This window comes from Halalkalibacter alkaliphilus, from assembly GCF_023555415.1.
Taxonomy (GTDB): domain Bacteria; phylum Bacillota; class Bacilli; order Bacillales; family Bacillaceae_D; genus Halalkalibacter; species Halalkalibacter alkaliphilus.
Genome location: NZ_JAKRYL010000040.1, coordinates 1 through 25,460 on the forward strand (window position 1 = coordinate 1; position 25,460 = coordinate 25,460).

Consider the following 25,460-nt stretch of genomic DNA (forward strand, 5'->3'; position numbering starts at 1 on the left):
CCTTTATCTACATTAGGAGGAAATTCTCCGCCTATGAATTCTCATACCTAAGCAAAAGTTGATACGAGAGGGCGGAATTGGTTTGTAAACTTCGTAATACGCAATCAGAAGAATGAGCAATTAAAAGCAAAATAGCAAGGGTATAAACCCTTGCTATTTCTAATGTTTTTAATCCTCTAGCCTAACAATTGCTCTACATTTTAATAGCACAAAAAGGATTACGTTTTGGTTTGCATTTCCCTTTGCAAATTGACGTTTTGCGATAGGAAACGGAACCCGTTAGTGTCTCAAAGGTCTATTTTTGACTTTGGGACACCTACGACTTTTGGGACAGACCCAACTCTCATGTATTATTTTGTATCTGGTAATTCGCATCCATCATCATCACAAGCTGCACCTGATTGATCGACAGTAAGACCATCTTGTTCAATAATCTGTTGCAACGATTGAACAAACACTTCAGGAGACTGTGCACCGGTGATAGCATATTTTTTATTGATAAGGAAAAATGGAATGCTTTTGATACCATATTGCTCAGCTTCTTGTTCATCAAGGCGAACAGCTTGGCTGAATTCATTACTAGCGAGCATGTCTGCTGCTTCGGCTCGATATAATCCGACCTCTTCAGCTAGATCTACCAACGTTGCATGATCTCCAATATGCTGTCCTTCGCTGTAATACGCACGCAAGAGGCGATCTGTCATCTCATGCATCCGTCCATGTTCTTTGGAAAACATCACTAAACGATGTGCATCAAAGGTGTTCGTTAAGACTTGAGTGTCGAATCTGAAATCTAAGCCAAGTTCATATGCCATTTGTTCCATGTTTCGGCAGTTGGCTTTTGCTTGATCCAGACTCATTCCATATTTTGAAGATAATTTTTCATATATATTATATCCTGCATCCCGTTCCATCGTAGGGTCTAATTCAAAACAACGATAGTCTACTGTGATAGGATGGTTTATTTTTTGAATGGCGTCCTCCAGACGCTTCTTGCCAATATAGCAAAATGGTCAAGCAAAATCTGTCCACATTTCAATGTGTAACATCATGATCCCTCCAATTAAGTTAAAATTTCAATTTTCATTTTTAGTATATCGATTAAGAGGAGAGGTGACCAATAAGTTGCACCAAATAAAAAGAAATACACAAAAAAGGGGGGAACTCAAAGGTATACCCCCCTTCTATAATTATTTAAAATGTGTATGCAGATCCTACAACGATCAGCAGGATAAATAACACAACTATTAAAGTAAAGCTATTACCAGTAACGTGACTCATGAAGAATTCCTCCTTTTTGAGTGACTACACCCTTACCCTATGTTTGAATGAATGAAATGGGTGGGCACCTGCCTGGAATTTTTGAACTTTGGGCTAATGGTTGTTTGTTTGAATAAGATCATTATGCTGCCCCTAGTATTTGCAGTAGAAGCCACTGAAAAAGTCTTTTTTAGCGGATTCGCTCCACACGTTGCGCGCCTGCTATGAGAAAACCACTCATAGCAGGCTTTAAGACAAAGCAACGGTTCCTCTCAGTGCCCTCTTTGCAGTACTAGGGGGCGTTTTTCTATGAAATGATCTTATATGGTGATATATTGAGTACATAATAAGGAGTTGTTTTAATGAAAATACGTAATGCTCTTTCAGATGAAGTACAGTATATTCGAACGCAGCGAATCGAGGCTTATAGTGAACATGCAAAAGTCGTATCAGAGGAACACTGGCAGGCTCTTAAACAAGCAATCTCTTCAGAGGCAGATGAGCAATCTGGTGTAGAACTCATTGTTGCCGAAATAGAAGGAGGTATTGTAGGAAGTGTTGCACTCTTTCCTCCTAAATCAGATGCCTACGAGGGGCAGGTTGATGAATTAGATTACTCAGAAATTCGACTTCTAGCGGTTACGAAAGAAGCACGAGGAAAAGGGGTAGCACATGCCTTGCTTACAGAATGCATTGAACGAACGAAAGCAAAAGGCTATGATGCAATTGGATTACATACGGCGGACTTTATGGAAGGTGCTATCAAGTTATATGGCCGAATGGGGTTTGAACGATTGCCTGAGCATGATTTTGAGCCTGCGAATGATGGAGTGATTGTGAAGGCGTTTCGATTGGGGATATAATGAGGAAAAGGTCAATGAAGCCTTTTGGCTGCATTGACCTTTTTTTGTCGATTTTCTGGTTGTGGCTAGTAAAGGTGTAGTTACGGCGAGTATAAGTATTGTAAGAAGGAGGTTAACCAATGAACGAAAAAAAGAGCGGTCTTAAGCCGTTCCTATCCCTTGTTTTATCAACGAAGATTCCAAAGACTGGATTGATAATTGGCTTAATAGCGAGTATTATCACAACGCTAGCCGGCTTGATCGTTCCGCTTTTAACAAGGGAATTAGTTGATGGATTTTCTGTGGAAGCATTAAGTATTTCAATCATGTTCGCGATCGGACTAGCCTTCCTTGTCCAAGCTATTTTGAATGGTTTATCAATTTATTTGCTTAGTGCAGTCGGTCAAAAGGTGGTAGCGAGATTACGTGAAATAATTTGGGTGAAGCTGCTACGTCTGCCTGTAACATATTTTGATAATCACTCAAGTGGTGAGTCTGTTAGCCGGGTCGTCAATGATACAAGTATTATTAGACAGTTAATCTCAGGTCACTTTCCTCAATTTATAACAGGAATTATTTCGATTATAGGGGCTGTAACCATACTTACAATAATGGATTGGAAAATGACATTGCTTATGTTGACTTCGGTCCCATTCACAATTGCTATTATGATTCCTTTAGGCAGGAGAATGGCCAGGATTTCACGTGGATTACAAGATGAAACAGCAGTGTTTTCTGGAAACATTCAACAGACATTAAGTGAAATTCGCTTAATGAAAGCTTCAAATGCAGAGCGTGTCGAGGAGAAGAATGGATTTGCCGGAATCGATCAATTATACAAGTATGGTTTAAAGGAAGCACGAATTTTTGCTGTTATTGCACCGCTCATGTACGTTGTTGTAATGGCTGTCATTGTGATGATTATTGGGTACGGTGGGATTCGCGTAGCAAATGGAACGATGACAACGGGTTCACTCGTTGCCTTCTTGCTTTACTTATTTCAAATCATCATGCCACTTACCTCTTTTGCGAGGTTTTTTACAGAGCTTCAGAAAGCAAAAGGAGCAACAGAAAGAATCATCGATATACTTGAACTTGAGTCAGAAGAAGAAAATGATGGGAAAGAAATAGATATTAAAAATGAGTCTATCTATGTTTCAGACGTGACTTTTTCTTATGATAAGAATGAGCCAGTATTAAGAGGCGTATCATTTGATGCAGCACCTGGTGAAATGATCGCTTTTGCAGGGCCTAGTGGTGGCGGAAAAACGACGATGTTTGGTTTGATAGAGCGATTTTATGAGCCTACTTCTGGAGTGATACGAATTGGAAACATACCAATTAAGGAAATCTCGCTATTTTCATGGCGGAATCAGATTGGTTACGTTTCTCAAGAAAGTGCAATGATGGCGGGGACTATACGTGAAAATCTATGCTACGGTTTAGAAAACAAAGAAGAAATTACAGACGAACAATTGTGGAAAGTTGCAAAAATGGCTTATGCTGATCAATTTATCCAATCTTTCCCTGAGGGGCTAGATACAAAAGTAGGGGAACGAGGCGTGAAGCTATCTGGAGGTCAACGGCAACGCATTGCCATTGCTCGTGCCTTTTTAAGAAACCCTAAAATTCTAATGATGGATGAAGCGACGGCCAGTCTAGATAGCCAGTCAGAAAGTGTTGTTCAACAAGCTCTAACACGTCTCATGGAAGGGAGAACCACGTTTGTCATTGCCCACCGCTTATCTACAATTGTGGGTGCCGATAAAATTGTTTTTATTGAAAATGGTGAGGTTACAGGGATTGGTACACATGATGAATTAATTAAATCACATGTGTTATATAGAGAGTTTGCAGAGCAGCAGCTAGCTTAGTTTTACAGCAACAATGTTAATTTGAACAGGTGTCTCGCCTAGGGCTTTTTTAGTGACTAGGATGAGGCGCTTTTTTAAAATTGTGAGCCTTTAGTTGAGAGGATTTGTTATTTATACTACCAAAACAGGTTATATATACCAATACGAATCTATCATTTTAAAGAAACTTAGTTAGTGCAGTAGATAAACTAAGTTGAGCTTGCTATAATGAGTTCAAGTTAGAAAGCTTGCAGAAAGAGATTAATTTAATAATGTAAACCCTTACTTATTTACTATCTGCAGGCGTCCATTTTGTGAAAAAAGGAGGTTAGTGAGATACTTTTGCATTTTTAAAAATTTTAATCTATGAAAAGGAGATTTTAACATGCTTAAAGTTCTTAAAAAACCGATCATTGCAGGGTTAGCTTTATCACTTGTGTTAACAGGCGGAATTGGAAGTGTCGCTGCTCAAGGAAATGGACATAAAGGGGTATTTGGAGAAAATCAGAAGGGAAATGGTAATGTGCAACCACATGCTTGGCAAGTTGCTTCTTTAGCTGACAGGTATGAGAGCGCTTTCGATATTGGTGCAGCGGTTGAGCCGTATCAATTAAACGGAAGACAGGGAAAAATCTTAAAGCATCATTACAATAGTATCGTTGCAGAAAATGCAATGAAGCCGGTTTCTCTTCAGCCAGAGGAAGGAAAGTGGGACTGGGAAGGAGCCGATAAAATTGTTGAATTTGCTCGCAAAAATGATATGAACTTACGTTTTCATACACTCGTCTGGCATAGTCAAGTACCAGATTGGTTCTTCCTAGATGAAGATGGAAATCCGATGGTAGATGAAACAGATGAAGAAAAGAGAGAAGAGAATAAAGAACTCTTATTAGAGCGAATGAAAACACATATTAAAACAGTTGTAGAACGTTACAAGGATGATGTGGATTCTTGGGATGTTGTAAATGAAGCAATTGCTGATGGAACTCCGAATGAAAGAGGACTTCGTGAATCGGTTTGGTATCAAATTACAGGTGATGAATACATAAGGGTCGCCTTTGAAACTGCTAGAAAATATGCAGGCGAAGACGCGATGCTTTATATTAATGATTACAACACGGAAGTAGAAACAAAAAGAGATCATCTTTATAATCTAGTGAAAGAATTAAAAAAAGATGGGGTACCAATTGACGGTGTGGGACATCAGGCACATATTCAAATTGGCTGGCCTTCCATTCAACAAATGAAGGATTCATTTAATTTGTTTACGAGCTTAGGTTTAGACAACCAAGTAACAGAACTGGATGTTAGTCTTTATGGCTGGCCGCCAAGACCTGCCTATACATCTTATGATGCGATTGAAGAAGTACGAATCCAAGCTCAGGCTGACCGTTACGAACAAATTTTTAACTTATATGAAGATTTAAAGGTAGACATCAGCAGTGTCACATTCTGGGGAATTGCTGATAACCATACGTGGTTAGATGACCGTGCAGAAGAGTATAATGATGGAGTAGGAATTGATGCACCATTTCTATTCGATGAAAACTATAAAGTAAAACCTGCTTTCTGGAAGGTTATTGATTAATAGTGTTTTAGAAGAAATACTTATAAAAACGGCTTCGCTTAGGCGGAGTTGTTTTTTTGCATTTATTCTTTCATTTAAAAATGTGCGAAGTTAATGGGACTACTGTTAGATAGTTGGAAGAACACTGAAAGTAGACTTGCTCCCTTGTGGTTTCATAGCAGAGGTTCTAATTGTTCCAATGTGAAAATTCATACTCAGTTCATAAAAGCTTGTTAGACTATATACGACAATAGTAAAAGTAGGATTTTTTCAAGTTTTACAACCTAATATGAATAGCAGAACGAATAGCGAAAGAAAGGTAACAGGAAAATAGGAATAGAGGCAGAAATGGCAAGATGTTAGAAGTAGGGGTTAGGCTAGTTTTCACCTTTTCCAAATTATCTAATCGGAGTTGAAAATATAATGAATAAAATTCTTGTCGTCGATGACGATTCACATATTCGAAAATTAATAAGAGTATATCTTGAAAATAGTCAATTTAGTGTACTTGAAGCATCAGATGGAAAAGAAGCACTAGAGTTGCTATCACATGAACAGGTCGACTTAGCTATTGTTGATGTAATGATGCCGCATATTGATGGGATTGAATTAACGACAGATATTCGCTCATTTTTAAACATCCCGATTTTAATGGTAACAGCAAAAGGGGAATCGCAGGATAAGGTAAGAGGGTTTAATGCAGGGACGGATGATTATTTAGTAAAGCCCTTTGATCCAGTAGAATTGATCTTAAGAGTAAAGGCCCTTTTAAAACGATATCATGTCACGATAGATAAGGTGGTGACCATTGGTGAAACAACAATCGATTTAGAAAAACATTTGATTCAATGTAATGATTCATCCGTATACTTAAAGAAAAAGGAATGTGAATTACTTTATATGCTAGCTAATTCACCTGGAAAGATCTTTACCCGTACACAATTGATTGAAAAGATATGGGGATTTGATTATGAAGGTGATGAAAGGACGGTTGATGTACATATTAAACGATTACGAGAACAATTGGTTCCTTTTAAGGATATAACGATCACAACCATCAGGGGGTTAGGGTATCGGTTGGAGGAGATTTAAGTGCTTAGAAAAAGTCTTTATGTAAGGATCGTAGCAACCTTTATCGGGGTAGTAATCATCAGTATAGCAACTTCATACTTCATTACCGCTTTCTTTTTTCTTGAGAGAGAAGTTGTAAATATTACATCGCGTGTAGCGGAAATAATTGAATTAGCGGATCCAGAAAAGTTGCCCGAAATGGCAGAAACATTAGAATCTTATCATTTTGACATTATGATTATGGACGAAGAGGGTGTTCCTTTACTGGAACAGCATACGCCGTTTGTTATTTCCGATGAAGATATTGCGAGTGTGTTTCAGTCAGATGGACAAGTGCCTATGACTCTCTCTCATAGAAGAGGCGACGTTACAAAGGGAGCCGGATTCCAAGTGGAAATTATGAATGAACCATATGCCTTGTTTGTTTATATAAATTCAGAAGAAGAGATGAAGGGTATTAGAGGGATTATCAACATTTCTCTTATTTTGGTACTGCTTGTAGGCAGCTTGCTAATTTTTTTAGCTTCTCGTCATCTGGTTAACCCGATTAAAATGCTTACACATGCGGCAAAAGAGATGGCAAAAGGTAATTTCTCTGTACGAATAAAAAGCAAAAACAAAGATGAGATTGGTGAACTAATTACTAGTTTTAATCATATGGCAACAGAGGTCGAGAAGATTGATCAAATGCGTGATGATTTTGTTAGTAGTGTATCGCATGAAATTCAGTCTCCGCTCACATCAATTAGAGGCTTTACGAAGGCAATTAGAGATGAAGTAATACCAACACAGAATCAAAAAGAATACTTGGATATTATCTATCACGAGACCGACCGGCTTTCTAGGCTAAGTGAAAATTTATTAAGACTTGCATCTCTAGATTCAGAGCATCATCCTTATCGTCCAGAGCGGTACCGGTTAGATGAACAAATTAGAAGAACGGTGTTAGCAACGGAACCGCAATGGAAAAAAAGAGAGCTGCAAATTCATCTAGAATTAGAGCCAATTGAAGTGATGGCAGATCAAGATTTATTGGAACAAGTTTGGTTAAATCTCATCATAAATGCAATCAAATATTCTTATCAAAAAGGGGCCATTCACATTGAGTTAAAAAGAGGGGATCATGGTATTTCAATAAGCGTCAAAGATTATGGTAAAGGAATCACAAAAGAAGCAATTCCATATTTGTTTGATCGATTTTATAAAGTTGACAAAGCCAGAGGAAGTTCAATTGATGGCAATGGTCTTGGTTTATCTATTGTGAAAAAAATCTTAGGGATCCATAATTACTCGATTGACGTCCTAAGTGAAGAGGGAGTCGGTTCAACATTCGTCGTAACAATACCAGATAAAGATGGAACATGAGAAGTTGACTAGCGAAGGAGAATTGATATGAAAGTGACAGCCTTACTTCACTTAGTGGAGGGCTGTCACTTTCTATAATTTTAGACTAAACCCCGGTTCGTTTTCGTTGATTGTTTTGTTTTTTGGTTTGTTGACTCTTCATTTGTTTAGTTGATTGGTATGGATTATTTGAAGGTCTATTGGTAGCCGTTTGTTTCTTTTTATTTTCAAGTTGTTGTTTAATGGCATCTTGCAGGCTGATTTTCTTTCTTGGTTTTTCGGTAGACATGAACATGATCCTCTCGCTTGTAATTTGTTATTAGTATGTACAGTATACAGGAATTTTTATAGGCACGTGCAACTTTTAATTTAGAAGAATTGATGTATGTTGTAAAAACTTCAACATGAATAAACCAGCTTTTAGTATAAATTCCAAACTCCATCACATTCTAAAACAGTAAAAACTTTAGAATTAATTTTTAGAATTAATTTAAGATAGGTGATAGAGATGGAATCAAGCTGGCTTTCGATCGTACCGTTTTTAGTGGTAATTCCCGTAGCTATTTACACAAAGCAAGTACTTCCAGCTCTTTTTTTAGGCTTGCTAGTTGGATCCTATATTTTGGATCCATCGATTCTCGGTGGTATACAAACAATGTTCGTTTATGTTGTTCAGGCATTAATTGATACAAATAATATCAAAATTGTTGTCTTTTTATATGCCTTTTCAGGATTGGTTGGCATGATTAAAATGACAGGTGGGATTAGGGGATTTGTTGAGAAGGCAGCAGAAAAAATTCAAACGAGAAAACAAGCACTTATTTTAACGTACGTATCTACAATCGGAACGTTTGCTGCTCCAACCTTTCGATTTGTTACAATTGCTCCAATAATGAGAGCTCTTTTGAAAAAAGTAAAAATGACAACAGCTGAACTTGGCTTTGTCATTGAAACGACAGCAACACCGATAATTGTGTTAATTCCTGTTGCGACGGCTTTCGTCGGTTATATGGTGTCGATCATTCAAATAGCGACCGAAAATCAAGGGTTAGAACTAGACCCTTACTCGTTGTTCATTCAAAGCATTCCGTTTAATTTCTTTTCAATCGTTACCATTTTATTAGGTGTGTACTTAAGTTTTTTTCATCATTCAAAAAAGAAATCAACAGCTCCTATGCAAATTAATGAAGAGACGGTAGAAGAGGAAGATGATTGGCACGACTGTCACCCTGGGGTCTCAAAAGAGCTACCGATTAAACCGATGAATTTGCTACTGCCATTGATTCTGGTCATCAGTTTGACGTTATTTTTAACGTGGTGGGATGGTCACGTACAAGGATTTGGATTTTTTGAGGCTTTTATTGAAGCGGATGTCTTAGATGCAATGGTTGTCGCTCTTCTGATTACGGTCTTGCTTTCGATTGGCTTTTATTTGGTTCAACGTTTTAAACTAAGTGAGCTGATTGATGGCTTTATCGCAGGTGGAAACGAATTAATGTCAGTTATCTTGTTGTTATCAATCGTGTGGGGACTCTCATCTATTACAGATGACTTAGGGTTCTCAGCGTTTGTTACAGCCCATTCAGGCTGGATTCCACAAATGTTTATTGCACCGCTTATTTTTGTGTTTGGAGCAGCGGTTTCTTATTTTATTGGTTCGGCGTGGGGGACATGGGGGATTTTGATGCCTCTTGGAATATCGCTAGCGTTAGTTGGTGATGTTTCGTTGCCATTAGTCATTGGAGCTGTGTTTGCTAGTGGTGCGTTTGGAGCTTTTGCGTCACCATTAAGTGATGATACAAATACAATTGCGAAGATTTTGGGCCTTTCTGTAATAGAATATGCAAAATATAAATTGAAACCTGCGTTGATCGCAGCAGGGATTACGACGGGGCTGTATATTATGGTTACTTTTATATTATAAAAGGACAAGGCAAGGAGCTTTTGCACCTTGCCTAAGAGGCTTTCTCATAAGAGATTTCACGTTTTCTCCCTAATCCATTCACGATCAATACACCTAGCAGTGCAATTGCGCCTCCAATAAGTGAAAGAGTTGTCGGTAATTCCTTAAGCCAGACCCAAGCAACGAGAACAGCAACTGCAGGTTCAAGATACATCATACTCGTCACAGAGCTTGCATTCCCTAAAGAAAGAGCAATGGCCCATGTAACATAAGCGATCGCAGCTGGAAAAATTCCAACATAGAGAGCAGATAAGTTCGCTTCTAGTGTCGCGTTTTGAATGGACGTAAATAGGCCGGGAGAAAAAATGAAAAATGGGAGCGTACCCGCCCAAGTAAAGTAAGCTGTTAATTCAATAGGGTTATAGCGCTCCAGCAGTTTTTTTTGAAAAACGAAAAATATCGATGTTGCGATAGCTGCCATCAACACTAAGAAAGCTCCTGTAGAGATTGTCAGAGATGGACCTGCAGAACCTAATGTAATGAGAAGAATCCCTAAAAAACCAACCCCTAACCCAATCCATCCGAATGAGCTTAAGCGCTCCTTTAATACAAGAATAGCTATGATCGCTGTGAAGATAGGAGCTGAGCCAATGAGCATTCCTGCTTCACCTGCAGTGATGGTCATTTCACCAAAAGTAACCCCAATATGATATACACTTATTCCTATAAAGCCGAGTATAAAAATCCTTATGATGTCTTCTTTGTGAGGTAAGCGAAATTTACTCCCGGGCCATAGGGCGTATGCGATAAATAAACTAGAGGCAATCAAGTAGCGAACCAATACTAAGTGACCAGGCTCGTAACCTCCATGTAAACTAGCACGAATCGCAGCAAAAGTAGAGCCCCAAATCATAATAGTAATAAGGGCCATGGAAAAAGCTTTTGTGTTCATATTCTAAGACTCCCTTGTTATGAATAGTTGTCTATGTAAGTAGAGAACCGCTCGTAATACTATCCATTTACTAGTGTAATTGTATCAATGCTTTCCATTATAATTAACGTTAATAGAAATGTCTTCAACTAGTTGAACAGTTATACATATTAAATAGAAAGAAAAAGGTTCTTGTCCCATTAAGATACATAAAGCAGTGAGGCAAGAACCTTTTTCTAGGAACTTTTTCATTCAGATTTTTCTTACATTATTTTTTTCTGTTCCTCTCATTTCATCTAACCATCGGTCCTAGATACATGTTCTGAAACTAGTGAATAATTTGGTTATTATAATATTCTTCGTTATTTACAATTTCTTGTAAACGTCGTCTTCCTTCTTCTGTTAAATATACACTTTTGTCATTTAAGAGCTTTTTGGCTAATTCTACTGTGATTTTTGGTTCAATTTTCTTCTCAGCCATTTTATTTTCCTCCTTTCTATGTGTTTCATTAATAGCTTATTCAAGTTTAGTAGAGTTGAACTGGACAAGTATAATGAATATGGTGCGGATTATAAAAATGTACTTGTCCCCAGGTTGACCACCAAATAGACATAAGAAAAAAAGCGATAAATTGTGAAGTTTGCTAATTTTCTTGGCAAGCTTTTTTTGTAATCGTTTATAAAATAAACATTTTAATGAAATTTCTGACTCTTTATTACGTTAAATGGAAAAAAGGGGTTGTAACGAAACATGATCAATGGTAATATACTATTTAATTTAATGTTATAACACATTAGCGTTATAACATTAAATAGTATGTCACATACAAGTTTGAATACTAGTAGACTATCAACCCATAAAAACAAGTTTTGTAGGGGGCCTGATAGTCAAACAATGTGGTACATAGTAGTGCCATCATGAAATGACCAAGACCATTTCATGCAAAATGCTGTCAAATGAGATAGGTAAAGGGGAATCGAAGTGAGAGAGAAGGAAGTTGTCTATGTCGTTTCTGACTCAGTTGGTGAAACGGCTGAGTTGATGGTGAAAGCCGTCGCATCTCAATTTAATGGGGGAGAAGTTGAAATTGAGCATGTTTCCAACGTTGAGGAAATCAAAGATATCGAGCATGTCATTTATGTTTCTAAAGGTACGAACTCGATTATCGCCTATACACTTGTTATTCCTGCTTTGAAAGAATACTTAGATAAAAGGGCGGAAGAGGAAGGAATTTTAGCGATTGATTTGATGAGTTCACTTATGGAAGCCTTTTCTCAAAAGTTCAATAAGCTCCCGAAACGTCAGCCAAGGTTGATAAGGAAGTTGGATGCCAACTATTTTCGGAGGGTGGAAGCTGTTGAGTTCGCTGTTAAGTATGACGATGGGCAAGATGTACGAGGAATTGAACGTGCGGATATAGTATTAATAGGAGTTTCTCGAACTTCAAAGACGCCATTGTCTATGTATTTAGCACATAAGCGTTTCAAAGTAGCTAATGTTCCACTAGTACCAGAAGTGCGTCCACCCGATGAGCTTTTTAAAGTTTCCAAAAATAAATGTGTTGGTCTAGTTATTACACCAGATAAGTTAAATGAAATTCGCAAACAACGTTTGAAGAACTTAGGTCTGTCGGTAGCAAAATATGCCGATTTAGACCGGATCCTAGAAGAGCTAGAATACGCTGAAAAAATAATGAAACGAATTGGATGTCCCATTATTAATGTCTCAGACAAAGCTGTTGAAGAGACGGCCGATTTATTATTAGCCATGTTGAAAAAGAGAGGGGTAGGAAATCGTGAATAAATTTGTTTATATGTTTGATCAAGGAAGCGGCGATAAAAAGGAACTTCTAGGTGGAAAGGGAGCAAACTTAGCAGAGATGACTCGCATTGGGTTGCCTGTTCCTTATGGATTCACCATTTCGACAGAGGCTTGTAATGCATATTATGATGCAGGAAAATCAATTTCTGATGCAATGGAGCGACAAGTATTAGAAGCACTAACTAACCTTGAAGAAAAAACAGGGAAGAAACTAGGAGATCCAAAGAATCCATTGCTTGTTTCTGTTCGTTCAGGTGCGGTTCATTCAATGCCAGGAATGATGGACACGGTTTTAAATCTTGGAATGAACGATGAAACGGTTGAAGGAATGGCAAAGCTTACGAACAACCCAAGGTTTGCGTATGACTCTTACCGCAGATTTATCCAAATGTTTAGTGATGTTGTCTTAAAAGTGGATGGCTTTTATTTCGAGCAATTACTTGAAGAAATAAGGGAAGAAAAAGGATACGAAACCGATCCTGAAATGTCAGCTGATGATTGGAAAGAAGTGATTCAAGGCTACAAAAAACTTGTGAAGAATCATACAAAAAGTTCATTCCCTGAAGACCCTAAAGAGCAATTGTTCCTTTCTATTAGTGCAGTATTTGATTCTTGGAATAACCAACGGGCAATTGTTTACCGTCGTCTTCAAAAAATTCCTGGCCATCTTGGAACTGCTGTCAACATTCAAAGTATGGTGTTCGGAAACATGGGCGATGATTCTGGTACCGGTGTAGCCTTTACACGGAATCCTTCGACAGGAGAGGCTAAGCTGTATGGTGAATACTTAATCAATGCTCAGGGTGAGGATGTAGTTGCCGGAATTCGCACACCACAGCCAATCGTTACTCTCAAGCAGGAAATGCCAGATGTGTACCAGCAATTTGTGGATACGTGCAACCTTCTTGAAAAGCACTATCAAGACATGCAAGACATTGAATTCACCGTCGAGCGAGGAGAACTGTTCATTCTTCAAACAAGAATTGGAAAAAGAACCGCTCAAGCGGCTATCAAAATAGCAGTTGATTTAGTAGAAGAAAAGATTATTAGTAAAAAAGAAGCCATTTTACGGGTTGATCCAGATCAATTGAATCAGCTGCTTCACAGTCGTATCGATGATTCTTATGTGCGGAATCCACTAGCGAAAGGTCTTCCTGCTTCACCTGGGGCTGCTACAGGTCAAGTCGTATTTAATGCAGATGACGCTGAACGTTTAGGAAAAGAAGAGAAAAAGGTGATCTTAGTCCGCCCAGAAACAACCCCTGATGATATTCATGGAATTGTCGCAGCACAAGCTACTGTGACGAGCCGCGGTGGGATGACGAGCCACGCAGCAGTCGTAGCAAGAGGGATGGGGAAAGCTTGTATTTGCGGCTCTGAATCTGTCAAGATCGACTTAAAAGGAAAGCAGTTTAAAGTAGGAGAAACGATTGTGAGACAAGGGGATGTGATCACGATCGACGGATCTACAGGTGAAATTTTCTTAGGGGAAATTCCAATGATTGCTCCGCAGCTATCAGAAGAATTTCAATTACTATTAACGTGGGCAGATCAAGAGAGAAAATTAGGGGTCAGAGCAAACGCGGATAATCCTGATGACGCACAAAAAGCGGTTGAATTTGGGGCAGGCGGAATCGGGCTGTGCCGGACGGAGCATATGTTTATGGATGCAAATCGCATTCCAATCGTTCAAGAAATGATACTTGCTGAAACTTACGAACAGCGTGAAGTTGCTTTAAGTAAGCTGTTGCCAATGCAACAAGAGGATTTTGAAGGAATCTTTGAGGCGATGCAAGGTCGCCCTGTTACGATTCGTTTATTGGACCCTCCTCTTCACGAATTTTTGCCAGATAAAGAGGAGCTACTCGTTGAAGTAACGAAACTTCAACTAACAAACCCAGATTCTGAAGAGTTAAGGGAGAAAGAATATCTGTTGCGGAAAGTGCGCCAATTAGATGAGTTTAATCCAATGTTAGGTCATCGTGGTTGCCGACTTGGAATGACATATCCGGAAATCTACGTTATGCAGGCAAAAGCCATTTTCTATGCGATTGCAAAAGGATTGGATAAAGGCATCGATGTAAAACCCGAAATCATGATTCCATTAGTCGGCCATGTAAATGAGTTAAAGGAAATGCGTCAATTGGTCATCAATGCGGGTGTACAAGTGGAAGAAGAAACAGGAAAGACATTTGATTATCTAGTAGGGACGATGATTGAAGTTCCACGCGCCGCGTTAACAGCGGATCAAATTGCTGAAGAAGCAGACTTTTTCTCATTTGGAACAAATGATTTAACGCAATCAACATTTGGATACAGTCGTGATGATGCAGAAGGTAAATTCCTTCAATCATACATTGAAAACAAAGTTTTACTAGAAAATCCATTTGCCTCTCTTGATCAAGAAGGTGTAGGGAAGCTAGTAGAAACAGGTGTGAAGCTTGGTCGAGGGACTAAGCCAGGATTAAAGACAGGAATTTGTGGAGAACACGGAGGAGAGAAACATTCAATCGAATTCTGTCATAAAGTAGGGTTAGATTATGTTAGTTGCTCACCATATCGTGTACCGCTCGCCCGCCTTGCTGCTGCTCAAGCTACAATTAAGCATGAGCTAAAACAGTCGGTGAGCGAATTACAAGCTCAAAAATAAAATTGTAGGAAGCTGCTCTTGTGGCAGCTTTTCTTTTTGTGGAGCAGTGTTGTTTTGGTGAGAAAAAGGGGAGTTATGACGAGTAAACTATGGTTTCCCTTACGTAAAGCTATAAGCACCAGAAATCACCCCAATAATCATTATTATTGCTTAGAGAATACTGAAAAAGGAAAAATCGCCTTTTTCAGTACCCTTATGAATAACCCCTCATCTTTTTGGGAAACTACTTTTGAGGTGAGAAATAATGGGAATAATGAATGTTTTTGGTGATTGGATTGAAAAAAGAAACGAACGCAGAATTGAACTCTGTAAGTCACAAGGGATCTGCCCTGAATGCCAGGGAAAAGGCTTTAACTTGTTAGGGACGGAAGTGTATATGGTTAATTCCTCTTATTATCATTGTGCTGGATGCAATGGTAGTGGATCTTACTTCGATTGGGTAAAAACTATATAAAAGCAAAAGTTTATCACGTTTCTTAGATTGTTTTATATTTTTCATCGATCTTTTTCGCGTATGGGACAATAAGGACCTCTACTGCAGGCATTTGCACTTTAGTAGAGGTTTTATTAGTATTGCTTTAATTAATTGGAGAAGAAGCAATGGACTTATTTAGATTTCTTTAACAATGGTCGCTTCTGTAAATAATAGGGCATGTCAGAACTTTTTCCTTCTACAATTTCTTCTACGACTAGTTTAGCAAGAATTTGACTGTATACGGTCCCGTTATCACCAAAGCCAAATACAAAGTAACTATTTGGTGCCTCTGAATATTTTCCGATGATAGGCAGCCCATCAATAGTGCCACCATAAAAGGCAGCTAAATAATAATCTGGTTGCACATGGATATCTGGGAATAATTTATAAAATTCTTCAATTAATTTGTCTTTTTTATGCATTAATTTGCTGTCACGAACTTCGGGGAAAGTCGTGTTTTCATCAAGGCCACCAATAATGATTCGGTTGTCGGCTGTTGTTCTAGTATAAACATAAGGCCTGGCAGTTTCCCAAATGAGGGTACGTTTATACCAAGAAGAAAGGTCGTCAACAGGATTTGTTGTGACCGTATAGGTACTAACAAAGGAGGCTTGTTTCTCTTTTTTCAAGTCTATGCCTTCATAGCCTGCGCAATAGATGACTCGTTTTGCATGAACAAGTTTCCCATTCTTAGTTCGAATGGTTATTTTTTTGGTTTCATTGTTGTAAGAATGACCATTCATTTCAGTTTGTTCATAAATGTGAACCCCTTTTTTCAAAGCGTAGTCTAGTAACGCATGAGTAAATTTAAATGGGTTTAATTCAGCATCATTATAAGAGTAGATGGCAGCCTCTTTTTGAAAAGGATATTTTTCACTAATATCAGTTTGAGTTAAAAAGTCTAATTCAAATTGGTGGCGTTTTAGGAAGTCATATTCTTTCTGAAGTCGCTCTACATCTTCTGGATAGCTTGCGAAATATAATGAGTCTCTTCGCTTAAATTCACAATCAATATCTACAGTTTTTGCCGCTTCTTCAATTTCGTTAATCGCTTGACGACAAAGGCTAACGTGTTTTCCTATGTATTCTTCGCCGAACGTATTTGTTAAATCGGTAAAGAGCTTCTCTCCTGAATATTGAATAAATGCAGTGTTTGTACTTGTACTACCTTGACCAACTTTATTCTTTTCGATCACAACAACGTCCAAATTCGAATTGGATAGGTAATAAGCACATTGAGCGCCGGAGCTTCCACCGCCAATAATTACTACATCGCAGTTAAGATCTTGCTCAAGTCGAGGGTAGGAGGGTGCGTTTGGAAAAGTAGTAGACCAATAATATGTACCTGATTTTATATTCATGATGAAATCACTCCTGCCAACGTAGTCGTTAGTAGTATGGGCATCCTGTTTTGTATCATTCTCGTCAGCAAAGAAAAGCTCGATTTACGGGTTCCGGTAAGTATCAAAACACAACACTTATTGCCGAATATCAACTTATTATTAGAACTTTTGTCAAGTAGGAGGGAAATAGTCATACTCTTATCTAATATGTACTACAAACATATTATTAAAGAGGTGAGAGGATGGAAAACAGTCAAAAGAAATATACGATTAAGGAAGTTTCAAAGAAATTAAAAATCCCAGTAGGAAAACTGAGAGAATGGGAAGAAATGTTTCCAAATGCTCTCTATGTTCAAAGAACAAAAACAGGAGCGCGACTGTATACGGAATATGACCTCGAGATGTTAAAGAAAATAAAAATCTTAAAAGACAATAATATAAATGAGGAAAATGTGAACTTTATTCTTAATACGAACATCGCTGTTGAGGCTGATGAACCACACGAAGACCATCATGATTATGATGTCATATTATCCTTACAAAATGAAACGATTGATAACATTCAAGGACTAACGGAATCTATTGCAGGATTAAAGGAAGAGTTTATTCAAGAAGTGAAAGAAGAAGTAAAAAGTGAAATGAATGCAGGACACAGCAAGACAAAATCGCTTATTCAATCGTATTCCCACACCATTGTAGATACAGCTGAAAGTACAAAAGAAGAATTAAACAGGCTAAGGCAAGACATTCATCGAGAAGAAGAGGAGAAGTTATTTATTCAACAAAAACTTGAAGAAAGAGAAGTTCATTTTCAGGAATTTGTACAAGCCTATCGAGAGACAGCGGCAGCAAAGTCAAAGCTTCCGAGTTGGTTGAATTTTCTTAAACCGAAAAAAGAAGGTTCTGTCGATTATTTATAGCATATTTATAAGAATCAAATGACTAGTCCTCCCACACTAATTGAGCGGTGTGAGAGGGCTTTTTTGTTTTTAAGAGTAATCGTACTATCTTTTGCTAAAACTGTTTTCATTAATCTAGAAACGGACAAGTATGACAAATGTCATATTTGTTACTTGACGTTCATGACTTCTTACGACAATGGCTTTCTTTTAGAATAGAGATATTAGTTCTCCGATCTCAATAAATGGAGCCTTTCAAGGGGGAAGTTATGAGTAATCACAAATTAACACAACTTAGAAAAAGCATTGTACCATTTGAAAAATCAGACGTAAAATCGAGTATTAAACAATTAATAAATACAGTACCACCGTTCTTCGTATTATGGTTTCTAGCGTATCAGAGCTTGTCGGTCTCAATATGGTTAACACTTGCTTTAGCGATTGTAGCTGCGGGGTTTGTCGTTCGGATTTTTATTATTTTTCATGATTGTTGTCATGGATCGTTCTTTAAAAATAAGAAAGTTAACAGTATAATCGGAACCATTACAGGTGTTATTACGATGTTTCCTTTTGAAAAGTGGAAGCGTGAGCATTCGATTCACCATGCAACTAGTGGAAATTTAGATAAGCGTGGTACTGGTGATGTGTGGATTATGACAGTGGATGAATATGTTAATGCATCATTTAAAGAAAGGTTGTCATATAGACTTTACCGCAATCCACTTGTAATGTTTGGACTTGGTCCAATATACTTGTTTTTCATCACAAATCGTTTCAATCGTAAAGACGCAAGAAAAAAAGAAAGAATGAATACGCATGTTATTAATGTTTCAATTGTTGCTCTTTATTCATTCATGATCTGGATGATTGGTTGGCAGGCTTTTCTGCTTATTCAAGGACCAATCCTGTTTGTAGCAGGGGTATTAGGAATATGGTTATTTTATGTGCAGCATCAATTTGAAGATTCTTACTTTGAAGATGAAGAAGAGTGGGACTATGTAAAAGCAGCAATTGATGGAAGCTCATATTACAAGCTTCCTAAAGTATTGCAATGGGTGACAGGGAATATTGGGTATCATCACGTTCATCATCTAAGCCCAAGAGTTCCAAATTATAACTTAGAAAAAGTACATGAAACAACTCCACCATTAAAAAAGGCAACAACGATTACAATGCGTTCTAGTTTACAATCAATCCGCTTTCGTTTATATGATGAAGCTAACAAGACATTTGTCAGCTTCAAACAGGTGAAGCATCTTATGACTAAATCAGAAACTAACGTACAAATTAAGAACAAGCAAGTTAGTCTTCAAGCAAAATCATAGCTACGTTAAAAATTATTAGAGACCACTGAAAAAGTTTTCGGTGGTCTCTAGAATGCTTTCTTTGCAATATGTCAGACAAAAGGCAGTTCTTATTGTATGATAATACTAGAAAATTACTGCTCCTAACAAGAAGAAGAGAGAGGGGCTAATCATGCAAAATTGGTATAATATTTTCCCGAAAAATACTGGCCTTAGCGTTTATATTTGGATTATTTTCTGTCTACTGCCTTTTTATTTTATCTTTAGATTATCTTCTGCAATAGAGATTATTTTCGGTATTTTGATGATTTTGATTTTTTTTCTATCGTATCGTTTATCATTTATTTCTAAAGGGAACCTTGTTTATCTCTGGGTATCCATTGAAATGGCAATAAGCATAGGTATGACATTATTTTATGGTTACGTTTATTTTGCACTTTTCTTAGCCTTTTTTATTGGCAACATTCAGAGTAAAATCGGTTTTGTTACGATGTATATCATCCATCTTTTAACAACAATTAGTGCCGTATGTTTCAGCTTTTTTTCACAAACTGAATTATTTTTTGCCCAGCTTCCTTTTATTATTATTTCAGTGATCGGTGTGATTCTTCTACCAATCACTTCGTACCATCGAAACAAGCGTGAAAAATTAGAGGGACAATTAGAGGATGCAAATAAAAGAATTTCTGAATTGATGGTTGCAGAAGAGCGTCAGCGAATTGCGCGTGATTTACATGACACACTAGGCCAAAAATTATCTCTGATTGGATTGAAAAGTGATTTAGCTAGAAAGTTAGTTGAGATCAATCCTGATGCAGCAAAAGCTGAAATGAGTGATATAAACCAAACAGCAAGAACGGCATTAAAAGAAGTGCGTGAAATGGTGTCGGATATGCGCGGGGCGAAGTTAAAGGATGAAATCGTCTATATTCAGCAAATCTTAAAAGCGGCAAACATGGAATTCATATTTGAAGGAAATGCCACCTTGAAGAATACTCCCTTATTAATAGAAAATGTTGTAACGATGTGTTTGAAAGAGGCTGTAACGAATGTGATCAAGCATAGTCAGGCGACGACTTGTAAAGTAGCTATTAAGGAGTTGGATGAGGAGCTGCAAATTATTGTGCAAGATAATGGCATTGGTTTCTCAAGTAGAGATGATGATTTCCGGGGTAACGGACTTCGTGGTATTAGAGAGCGTTTGGAATTTGTTAATGGAAGCTTGAACATTGAGCAATCGGACGGGATAACAGTTGAAATCCACGTACCAAATGTAATTAAGCAAACGACTAGGGGGGATTAACTTGATTCGTATTGTCATTGCCGAAGACCAACGGATGTTGCTCGGGGCTCTTAGTTCTTTACTTAATTTAGAAGAAGACATGGAAGTGGTGGGGGAAGCGAGGAACGGAGAGGAAGCTTTATCTTTAGTTAAGGAGCATAACCCTGATATTTGTATCATGGATATTGAAATGCCTGTAAAGAGCGGTCTCGATGCGGCTGAGGAGCTAATTGACCAACCTTGTAAAGTTATTATATTAACGACTTTTGCTCGTGCAGGTTACTTTGAACGCGCAAGAAATGCTGACGTGCGCGGTTATTTGTTAAAGGACAGCCCTAGTGATGAATTAGCAAATTCAATACGTGTCATCATGGATGGGAGACGTGTGTATGCTCCAGAATTAGTCGATTTAGCCTTTGATAATAAAAATCCACTGACAAATCGTGAAAAACAAGTTATGGAATTGATTTCTGATGGGAAGAGTACGAGTGAAATTGCAAAAGAACTTTCTTTAACAAATGGTACGGTTCGTAATTATATTTCGGTTATTTTGGATAAACTAGAAGTTGGCAACAGAATTGAAGCTATCTCTAAGTTTAGAGAAAAAGGCTGGTTTAAATAATAGGCGATTGCTTGAACATGTGTTTGTAAGGGATAAAGCGTTGTTAATAGAGGTGTTAGAAAAGAATAAATACCAAAAAAGACCCTTGGGGGATTAACTTCCATTTGCTTTTATAGGCTTTATCTGTTACGATTAACTAGAATTATTTTTGTTCGAAATGTCGGGATTGATAAGTATTTAAACTTTTCGCCTTTGATATCTAAACTGAGCAATGATAGTATTAAAACGTGGATAAGATCCACACAGGAGGAAACACACATGCAACAAGGTACAGTAAAATGGTTTAACGCAGAAAAAGGATTCGGTTTCATCGAAGTTGAAGGTGGAGATGATGTATTCGTACATTTCTCAGCTATCCAAGGCGAAGGATTTAAATCTTTAGATGAAGGTCAAGCAGTTACATTCGACGTAGAGCAAGGTCAACGTGGACCTCAAGCTGTTAATGTAAACAAAGCATAATGAATGAAAAAAGGACTCTTGAGTAGAGTCCTTTTTTTGTTGGGCGTGCCTAAACAAAAACTTTAGCTTTTATTCGATAAAGTAAAAAGGCTGACTATATAGATAGTCAGCCTCGATATGACACAAGTGGTAAATGGTTACATGAAGCATACCATAAAATGTATCAAATGCCTAATTTAATTTTAAGTAACAAATTAAATACGTGTAAATCCTTCTTCTTCTAAGTAGTGGGCTGCTTGTTTATATGAATGAAATGTCCCATCTAAATCATCATCCGCATACACATTCCACATATCGTCTTCTTTTAGTAAAGTAAGTGTTACTGTATTATCATTGATCCATACTTCCTCTTTTGGCTCATGATCATGTTCACTCTCCTTTGGAGTAAGAGAGAGAATTGATTTTCGAATTGTAGAACGAAGGGCCTTTTCAGTAAAGTCGCGGATGTTTACCATCCCTTTATCATTTGTTTGATAACCTGTCATATTCCCAGCGTATACAAAGCCATTTCCGTTAGGGTGTAGATGATATACTACATTCTTCTGGTCGTACGAACTTTCATTGTAGTGAAAGTTAACTCTTCCTAATGAAACATTTTTTCTTTCTAATTCAGGAAAAGATTCAGTAATAATCGATAGTTTTTCTTCAAATGTTAGCATACTTGCCTCCAGTAATTTGTATGGAATGGTTAGTTTGCTCAGTATAGCATAACCGTTCTTTCGTAAAAAGGTATATATCATCTTATAACACTAAAAAGTCGAGCTCATTTGCTCGACTTTTAGAGTCTTATACCTCTAAGCTGCCTTTAGGTCCAAAAAATTCATAATGAATTCGCTCATCAGGTACATTCCATTCCTTTAATGATTGGTTCATTGCTTTCATGAACAGAACGGGTCCACAGAAATAAAAATCGGCTTCGTTGCTCTTTAAAATAGATTGTAACCAAGGAAGATCGATATGCCCATCTTTTTGATAGTTCTGTGCCTGTTGGTCTTCTGCAGTTGGTGATTCGTAACTAACAAAATAGTTAATATTTTCATGCTCGCTAGCGATACGAGCAATTTCCTCATGAAATGCGTGATACGTACTGTTAATAGCAGCATGGACATATGTTACGACTCTAGTTGGTTGTTGACTTGCTAGTGTTTTTAGCATACTGATCATTGGAGTTTGACCAACCCCGCCACTTAATAAGACGACAGGTCGATTTTCATTTGTTTGTAAGACAAAATCTCCAGCAGGTGCTGTAATTTCGATCGTGTCTCCTTCAGAAACTTTATGATGTAGGAAGTTTGAAACGATGCCAGCTGGAATATCTTCTTTTTCATCTTCTCGTTTTACACTAATACGATAGTATTCGCCACCTGGTGCGTCTGATAAACTATATTGGCGTAAATGTGTATACGCTTCTCCATCAATGATTGCTTTTACCGTTATATATTGACCTGGTTGGAAGTTGGAGAGACTGCCTCCGTCTTTCGGTTTTAAATAGAATGACGTAATAACATCACTTTCTTTTTCTTTTTTAGTGATCGTGAACTCGCGGAAACCGTCCCAACCACCTGGTTTCGTAGCTGCCTCATTATACATTTCTTGTTCTACAGAAATAAAGACATCAGCAATGACTCCATATGCTTCACCCCATGCATTGATGATTTCATCCGTTGCCGCATCACCTAACACATCTTTAATCGCTAATAATAGATGTTCACCGACAATTGGATAGTGTTCTGCTTTGACCCCAAGGCTGCGGTGTTTATGTGCAATTTGTTTGACCGCTGGGAGAATCGTTTCTAACTGATCAATATATTGTGCTGCCGCATATACCGTATTAGCGAGCGCTTGCTGTTGTTTCCCTTGTTTTTGATTCACATGATTAAAAATATGTAATAACTCTGGATGATTTGTAAACATCATTTGATAGAAACGCGAAGTGATTGCCGTGCCATGTTCCGCTAAAACTGGAACAGTTGATTTAATAATATCAATAGTTTTGGAATCTAATAATTTTGTTGTCATAGGGAATCCCTCCATTTTTTATTAAAGGTGTATTTGAAATATATGTTTTATTATGGTTGCGTTTTCAGTTAAAAGCAATATTTAAAATGCACCTTTTGAAATATAGACATAATTTATGTGGAATAAAGATCAATGAATTCCTTATGTTATTGGTTGTAATGGGAGAAGGGCCCGTTATTATTTGGAGATAGAGGAATCCTATAACATATATTTCAAATACATATTTTCTTTGTGAGGTTACCTCACCAAAATACTTACAGGTCAAATGTATGCTGTTAAGATGAATGTAACAAAACGAGTTAGTTCTAAGGAGGTAACGAATATGAAAGCGAAAAAGCTTAAAAATCCAGGGATTTTCACATTGTTGGTTCTTACCTTTACCATCTTCTTTCAATAAAAATATGATCATATGTTTTAGATAAAGGTGCACAATCGATGCTATTGTGTACCTTCATTTTTTAATAGAAGGCCACTTGGTTGTTAATGCTGGGGGATAAAATACCACTCACTCCCAAAGGGGAACTGGCGGAATGAAGGGATTTTTTAGAAAAGTCTGTAAGAAAACATGACAAACCACAACATAGTAGCAATTAGTTAGTATACGATGAAACACGTATTTTAAATATAGGTTTCCAGAGAGAGAGAACATCATTTATAGGAGCTTTTGATGGCTCGTAAAAATGAAGAAGGGGGAGGCGGCATGTATAAAGATACGATTGATAAGTTAAACAATATGGCTGTAGAAAAGAGAGAGTTATTGGATAAAAGCTTGGTGAGATATTTAGTTTCAGCTTGTTTAGCTGGGGCGTATGTCGGACTAGCGGTTGTATTGAGTTTTTCATTGGGAGGATCAATTTCGGAGTTATCCCCTCCGTTAGCGTCGCTTTTATTAGGATTATCGTTTGGTATTGCCTTAGTATTAATTATTTTTGCGGGGGCAGAGCTTTTTACTGGTAACAATATGATCTTTACTGTAAGTACGTTATCTAAAGCGACAACGTGGAAAGAAACAGCTCAAAACTGGGCTTGGTGTTACCTCGGTAATTTTATGGGTGCTTCGTTATTTTGTGTCCTCATTTTTTTCTCAGGAGTATTTTCTAATATTGCTAGTGATCATTTTTTAATGACAGTAGCCACTTATAAGATGAATTTAAGTACGTCAGAGATTTTTTTTCGTGGCATTCTATGTAACTGGCTAGTCTGTCTAGCAATCTGGTGCACGTTACGAACCAAAAACGATGCAGCGAAAATCATGATGATTACGTGGATCTTACTAACATTTATTATATCAGGCTATGAACATAGTATAGCAAATATGGCAATCTTAGGCTTGGCTCTCATTCATCCAAGTCCTGAGACGGTAACATTAGCTGGTTATTTCAGCAATTTAATTCCAGTAACGTTAGGGAATATTGTTGGTGGGACGATTTTCGTTGGCTGTTTGTACTGGATCATCAGTCCGCAAACAGTGGAGAAAGTAGAGAAAAAAGAAGTTCTAGTTAGAAAGTCAATAGCTTCAATTAAGTAGAAAACATTAGGAGGATGGGAAAATGAGAGAGAAACTAGTGCTAATAGGAAATGGAATGGCTGGAATTCGTACGATTGAGGAAATCTTAAAAAACGACAGTGAACGTTTTGACATTACTGTCTTTGGGGAAGAGCCGCATCCAAACTATAACCGAATTCTGTTATCTTCTGTTCTTCAGGGGGATACAACGGTCGATGATATCGTTTTAAACGAGTACAGCTGGTATGAAGAAAACCATATTGAACTTTTGACAGGTGACCCGGTGACTCAGGTCGATACAGAGAAA

The 25,460-nt window shown here is 37.6% G+C and carries 24 protein-coding genes; 16 read left to right on the plus strand and 8 right to left on the minus strand.

Translation table 11 applies throughout. From position 1 onward, the window contains the following. Positions 1–350 precede the first annotated feature (350 nt). Complete coding sequence (locus tag MF646_RS21895) at positions 351–1,001, minus strand: DsbA family oxidoreductase (RefSeq protein WP_338035530.1); 651 nt, start codon at positions 999–1,001, stop codon at positions 351–353. 193 nt (positions 1,002–1,194) lie between these two features. After that, positions 1,195–1,281 carry a YjcZ family sporulation protein gene (locus MF646_RS21900; protein WP_250098651.1) on the minus strand — a complete coding sequence of 29 codons (87 nt, stop codon included), beginning with the start codon at positions 1,279–1,281 and terminating at the stop codon, positions 1,195–1,197. Between the two features lie 341 nt (positions 1,282–1,622). On the opposite strand from MF646_RS21900, the gene MF646_RS21905 reads away from it, so the two are divergent. From MF646_RS21905 to MF646_RS21925, 5 genes are all read left to right on the plus strand, one after another. Beyond that, a complete protein-coding gene (locus tag MF646_RS21905) occupies positions 1,623–2,123 on the plus strand; it encodes a GNAT family N-acetyltransferase (protein ID WP_250098632.1) in 501 nt (166 codons plus the stop codon). Positions 2,124–2,242: 119 nt separating this feature from the next. After that, a complete protein-coding gene (locus MF646_RS21910; RefSeq protein ID WP_250098633.1) occupies positions 2,243–3,976 on the plus strand; it encodes an ABC transporter ATP-binding protein in 1,734 nt (577 codons plus the stop codon). Between the two features lie 364 nt (positions 3,977–4,340). Further along, positions 4,341–5,543, plus strand: a complete 1,203-nt coding sequence (locus tag MF646_RS21915) for an endo-1,4-beta-xylanase (protein ID WP_250098634.1) — start codon at positions 4,341–4,343, stop codon at positions 5,541–5,543. Positions 5,544–5,945: 402 nt separating this feature from the next. Next, on the plus strand, positions 5,946–6,614 hold the full coding sequence (locus MF646_RS21920) for a response regulator transcription factor (RefSeq protein ID WP_275980414.1): 669 nt from the start codon (positions 5,946–5,948) through the stop codon (positions 6,612–6,614). After that, on the plus strand, positions 6,615–7,958 hold the full coding sequence (locus tag MF646_RS21925; protein WP_250098635.1) for a sensor histidine kinase: 1,344 nt from the start codon (positions 6,615–6,617) through the stop codon (positions 7,956–7,958). Positions 7,959–8,043: 85 nt separating this feature from the next. On the opposite strand, the gene MF646_RS21930 is transcribed toward MF646_RS21925, so the two are convergent. Next, a complete protein-coding gene (locus tag MF646_RS21930) occupies positions 8,044–8,226 on the minus strand; it encodes a hypothetical protein (protein ID WP_250098636.1) in 183 nt (60 codons plus the stop codon). A 219-nt stretch (positions 8,227–8,445) separates the two neighbouring features. On the opposite strand from MF646_RS21930, the gene MF646_RS21935 reads away from it, so the two are divergent. Then, on the plus strand, positions 8,446–9,861 hold the full coding sequence (locus tag MF646_RS21935) for a Na+/H+ antiporter NhaC family protein (protein ID WP_250098637.1): 1,416 nt from the start codon (positions 8,446–8,448) through the stop codon (positions 9,859–9,861). A 31-nt stretch (positions 9,862–9,892) separates the two neighbouring features. Here MF646_RS21935 and MF646_RS21940 read toward each other — a convergent pair whose 3' ends face one another. Continuing rightward, positions 9,893–10,792 (minus strand): DMT family transporter, encoded by a 900-nt coding sequence (locus tag MF646_RS21940; protein WP_250098638.1) that lies wholly within the window; start codon positions 10,790–10,792, stop codon positions 9,893–9,895. 307 nt (positions 10,793–11,099) lie between these two features. Continuing rightward, positions 11,100–11,252, minus strand: a complete 153-nt coding sequence (locus tag MF646_RS21945; RefSeq protein WP_250098639.1) for a hypothetical protein — start codon at positions 11,250–11,252, stop codon at positions 11,100–11,102. 501 nt (positions 11,253–11,753) lie between these two features. Between MF646_RS21945 and MF646_RS21950 the strand changes: the two genes are divergently transcribed. From MF646_RS21950 to MF646_RS21960, 3 genes are all read left to right on the plus strand, one after another. Then, positions 11,754–12,575, plus strand: coding sequence for a pyruvate, water dikinase regulatory protein (locus MF646_RS21950; RefSeq protein WP_250098640.1), 822 nt, complete (start codon positions 11,754–11,756; stop codon positions 12,573–12,575). Further along, positions 12,568–15,243 carry a pyruvate, phosphate dikinase gene (gene ppdK / locus MF646_RS21955; protein ID WP_250098641.1) on the plus strand — a complete coding sequence of 892 codons (2,676 nt, stop codon included), beginning with the start codon at positions 12,568–12,570 and terminating at the stop codon, positions 15,241–15,243. The genes MF646_RS21950 and ppdK overlap by 8 nt, the downstream gene beginning before the upstream one ends. Before the next feature lie 244 nt (positions 15,244–15,487). Next, complete coding sequence (locus MF646_RS21960) at positions 15,488–15,697, plus strand: methionine aminopeptidase (protein WP_250098642.1); 210 nt, start codon at positions 15,488–15,490, stop codon at positions 15,695–15,697. Positions 15,698–15,849: 152 nt separating this feature from the next. Here MF646_RS21960 and MF646_RS21965 read toward each other — a convergent pair whose 3' ends face one another. Beyond that, positions 15,850–17,079 carry an NAD(P)/FAD-dependent oxidoreductase gene (locus MF646_RS21965; protein WP_250098643.1) on the minus strand — a complete coding sequence of 410 codons (1,230 nt, stop codon included), beginning with the start codon at positions 17,077–17,079 and terminating at the stop codon, positions 15,850–15,852. A 224-nt stretch (positions 17,080–17,303) separates the two neighbouring features. On the opposite strand from MF646_RS21965, the gene MF646_RS21970 reads away from it, so the two are divergent. The 5 genes from MF646_RS21970 (at position 17,304) to MF646_RS21990 (ending at position 21,627) form a co-directional block, all read left to right on the plus strand. After that, on the plus strand, positions 17,304–17,981 hold the full coding sequence (locus MF646_RS21970; RefSeq protein WP_250098644.1) for a MerR family transcriptional regulator: 678 nt from the start codon (positions 17,304–17,306) through the stop codon (positions 17,979–17,981). Between the two features lie 248 nt (positions 17,982–18,229). Beyond that, the gene (desA, locus tag MF646_RS21975; RefSeq protein ID WP_250098645.1) at positions 18,230–19,285 is read left to right on the plus strand and encodes a Delta(5) desaturase DesA; all 1,056 of its coding nucleotides are present in this window, start codon (positions 18,230–18,232) and stop codon (positions 19,283–19,285) included. A 151-nt stretch (positions 19,286–19,436) separates the two neighbouring features. Continuing rightward, complete coding sequence (locus tag MF646_RS21980) at positions 19,437–20,567, plus strand: sensor histidine kinase (RefSeq protein ID WP_275980415.1); 1,131 nt, start codon at positions 19,437–19,439, stop codon at positions 20,565–20,567. 1 nt (position 20,568) lies between these two features. Beyond that, the gene (locus tag MF646_RS21985) at positions 20,569–21,168 is read left to right on the plus strand and encodes a response regulator transcription factor (protein WP_250098646.1); all 600 of its coding nucleotides are present in this window, start codon (positions 20,569–20,571) and stop codon (positions 21,166–21,168) included. A 258-nt stretch (positions 21,169–21,426) separates the two neighbouring features. Beyond that, on the plus strand, positions 21,427–21,627 hold the full coding sequence (locus MF646_RS21990; protein ID WP_250098647.1) for a cold-shock protein: 201 nt from the start codon (positions 21,427–21,429) through the stop codon (positions 21,625–21,627). A 194-nt stretch (positions 21,628–21,821) separates the two neighbouring features. Here the strand turns inward: MF646_RS21990 and MF646_RS21995 are convergent, their stop codons facing one another. Then, positions 21,822–22,286, minus strand: coding sequence for a hypothetical protein (locus tag MF646_RS21995; protein WP_250098648.1), 465 nt, complete (start codon positions 22,284–22,286; stop codon positions 21,822–21,824). A gap of 127 nt (positions 22,287–22,413) precedes the next feature. Then, positions 22,414–23,646, minus strand: coding sequence for an NO-inducible flavohemoprotein (hmpA, locus tag MF646_RS22000; RefSeq protein ID WP_250098649.1), 1,233 nt, complete (start codon positions 23,644–23,646; stop codon positions 22,414–22,416). Between the two features lie 700 nt (positions 23,647–24,346). On the opposite strand from hmpA, the gene MF646_RS22005 reads away from it, so the two are divergent. Together MF646_RS22005 and MF646_RS22010 are read left to right on the plus strand one after the other, a co-directional pair. Continuing rightward, the gene (locus MF646_RS22005; RefSeq protein ID WP_250098654.1) at positions 24,347–25,174 is read left to right on the plus strand and encodes a formate/nitrite transporter family protein; all 828 of its coding nucleotides are present in this window, start codon (positions 24,347–24,349) and stop codon (positions 25,172–25,174) included. Between the two features lie 22 nt (positions 25,175–25,196). Then, the coding region (locus MF646_RS22010; protein ID WP_250098543.1) for an FAD-dependent oxidoreductase at positions 25,197–25,460 on the plus strand (264 nt) is incomplete at its 3' end.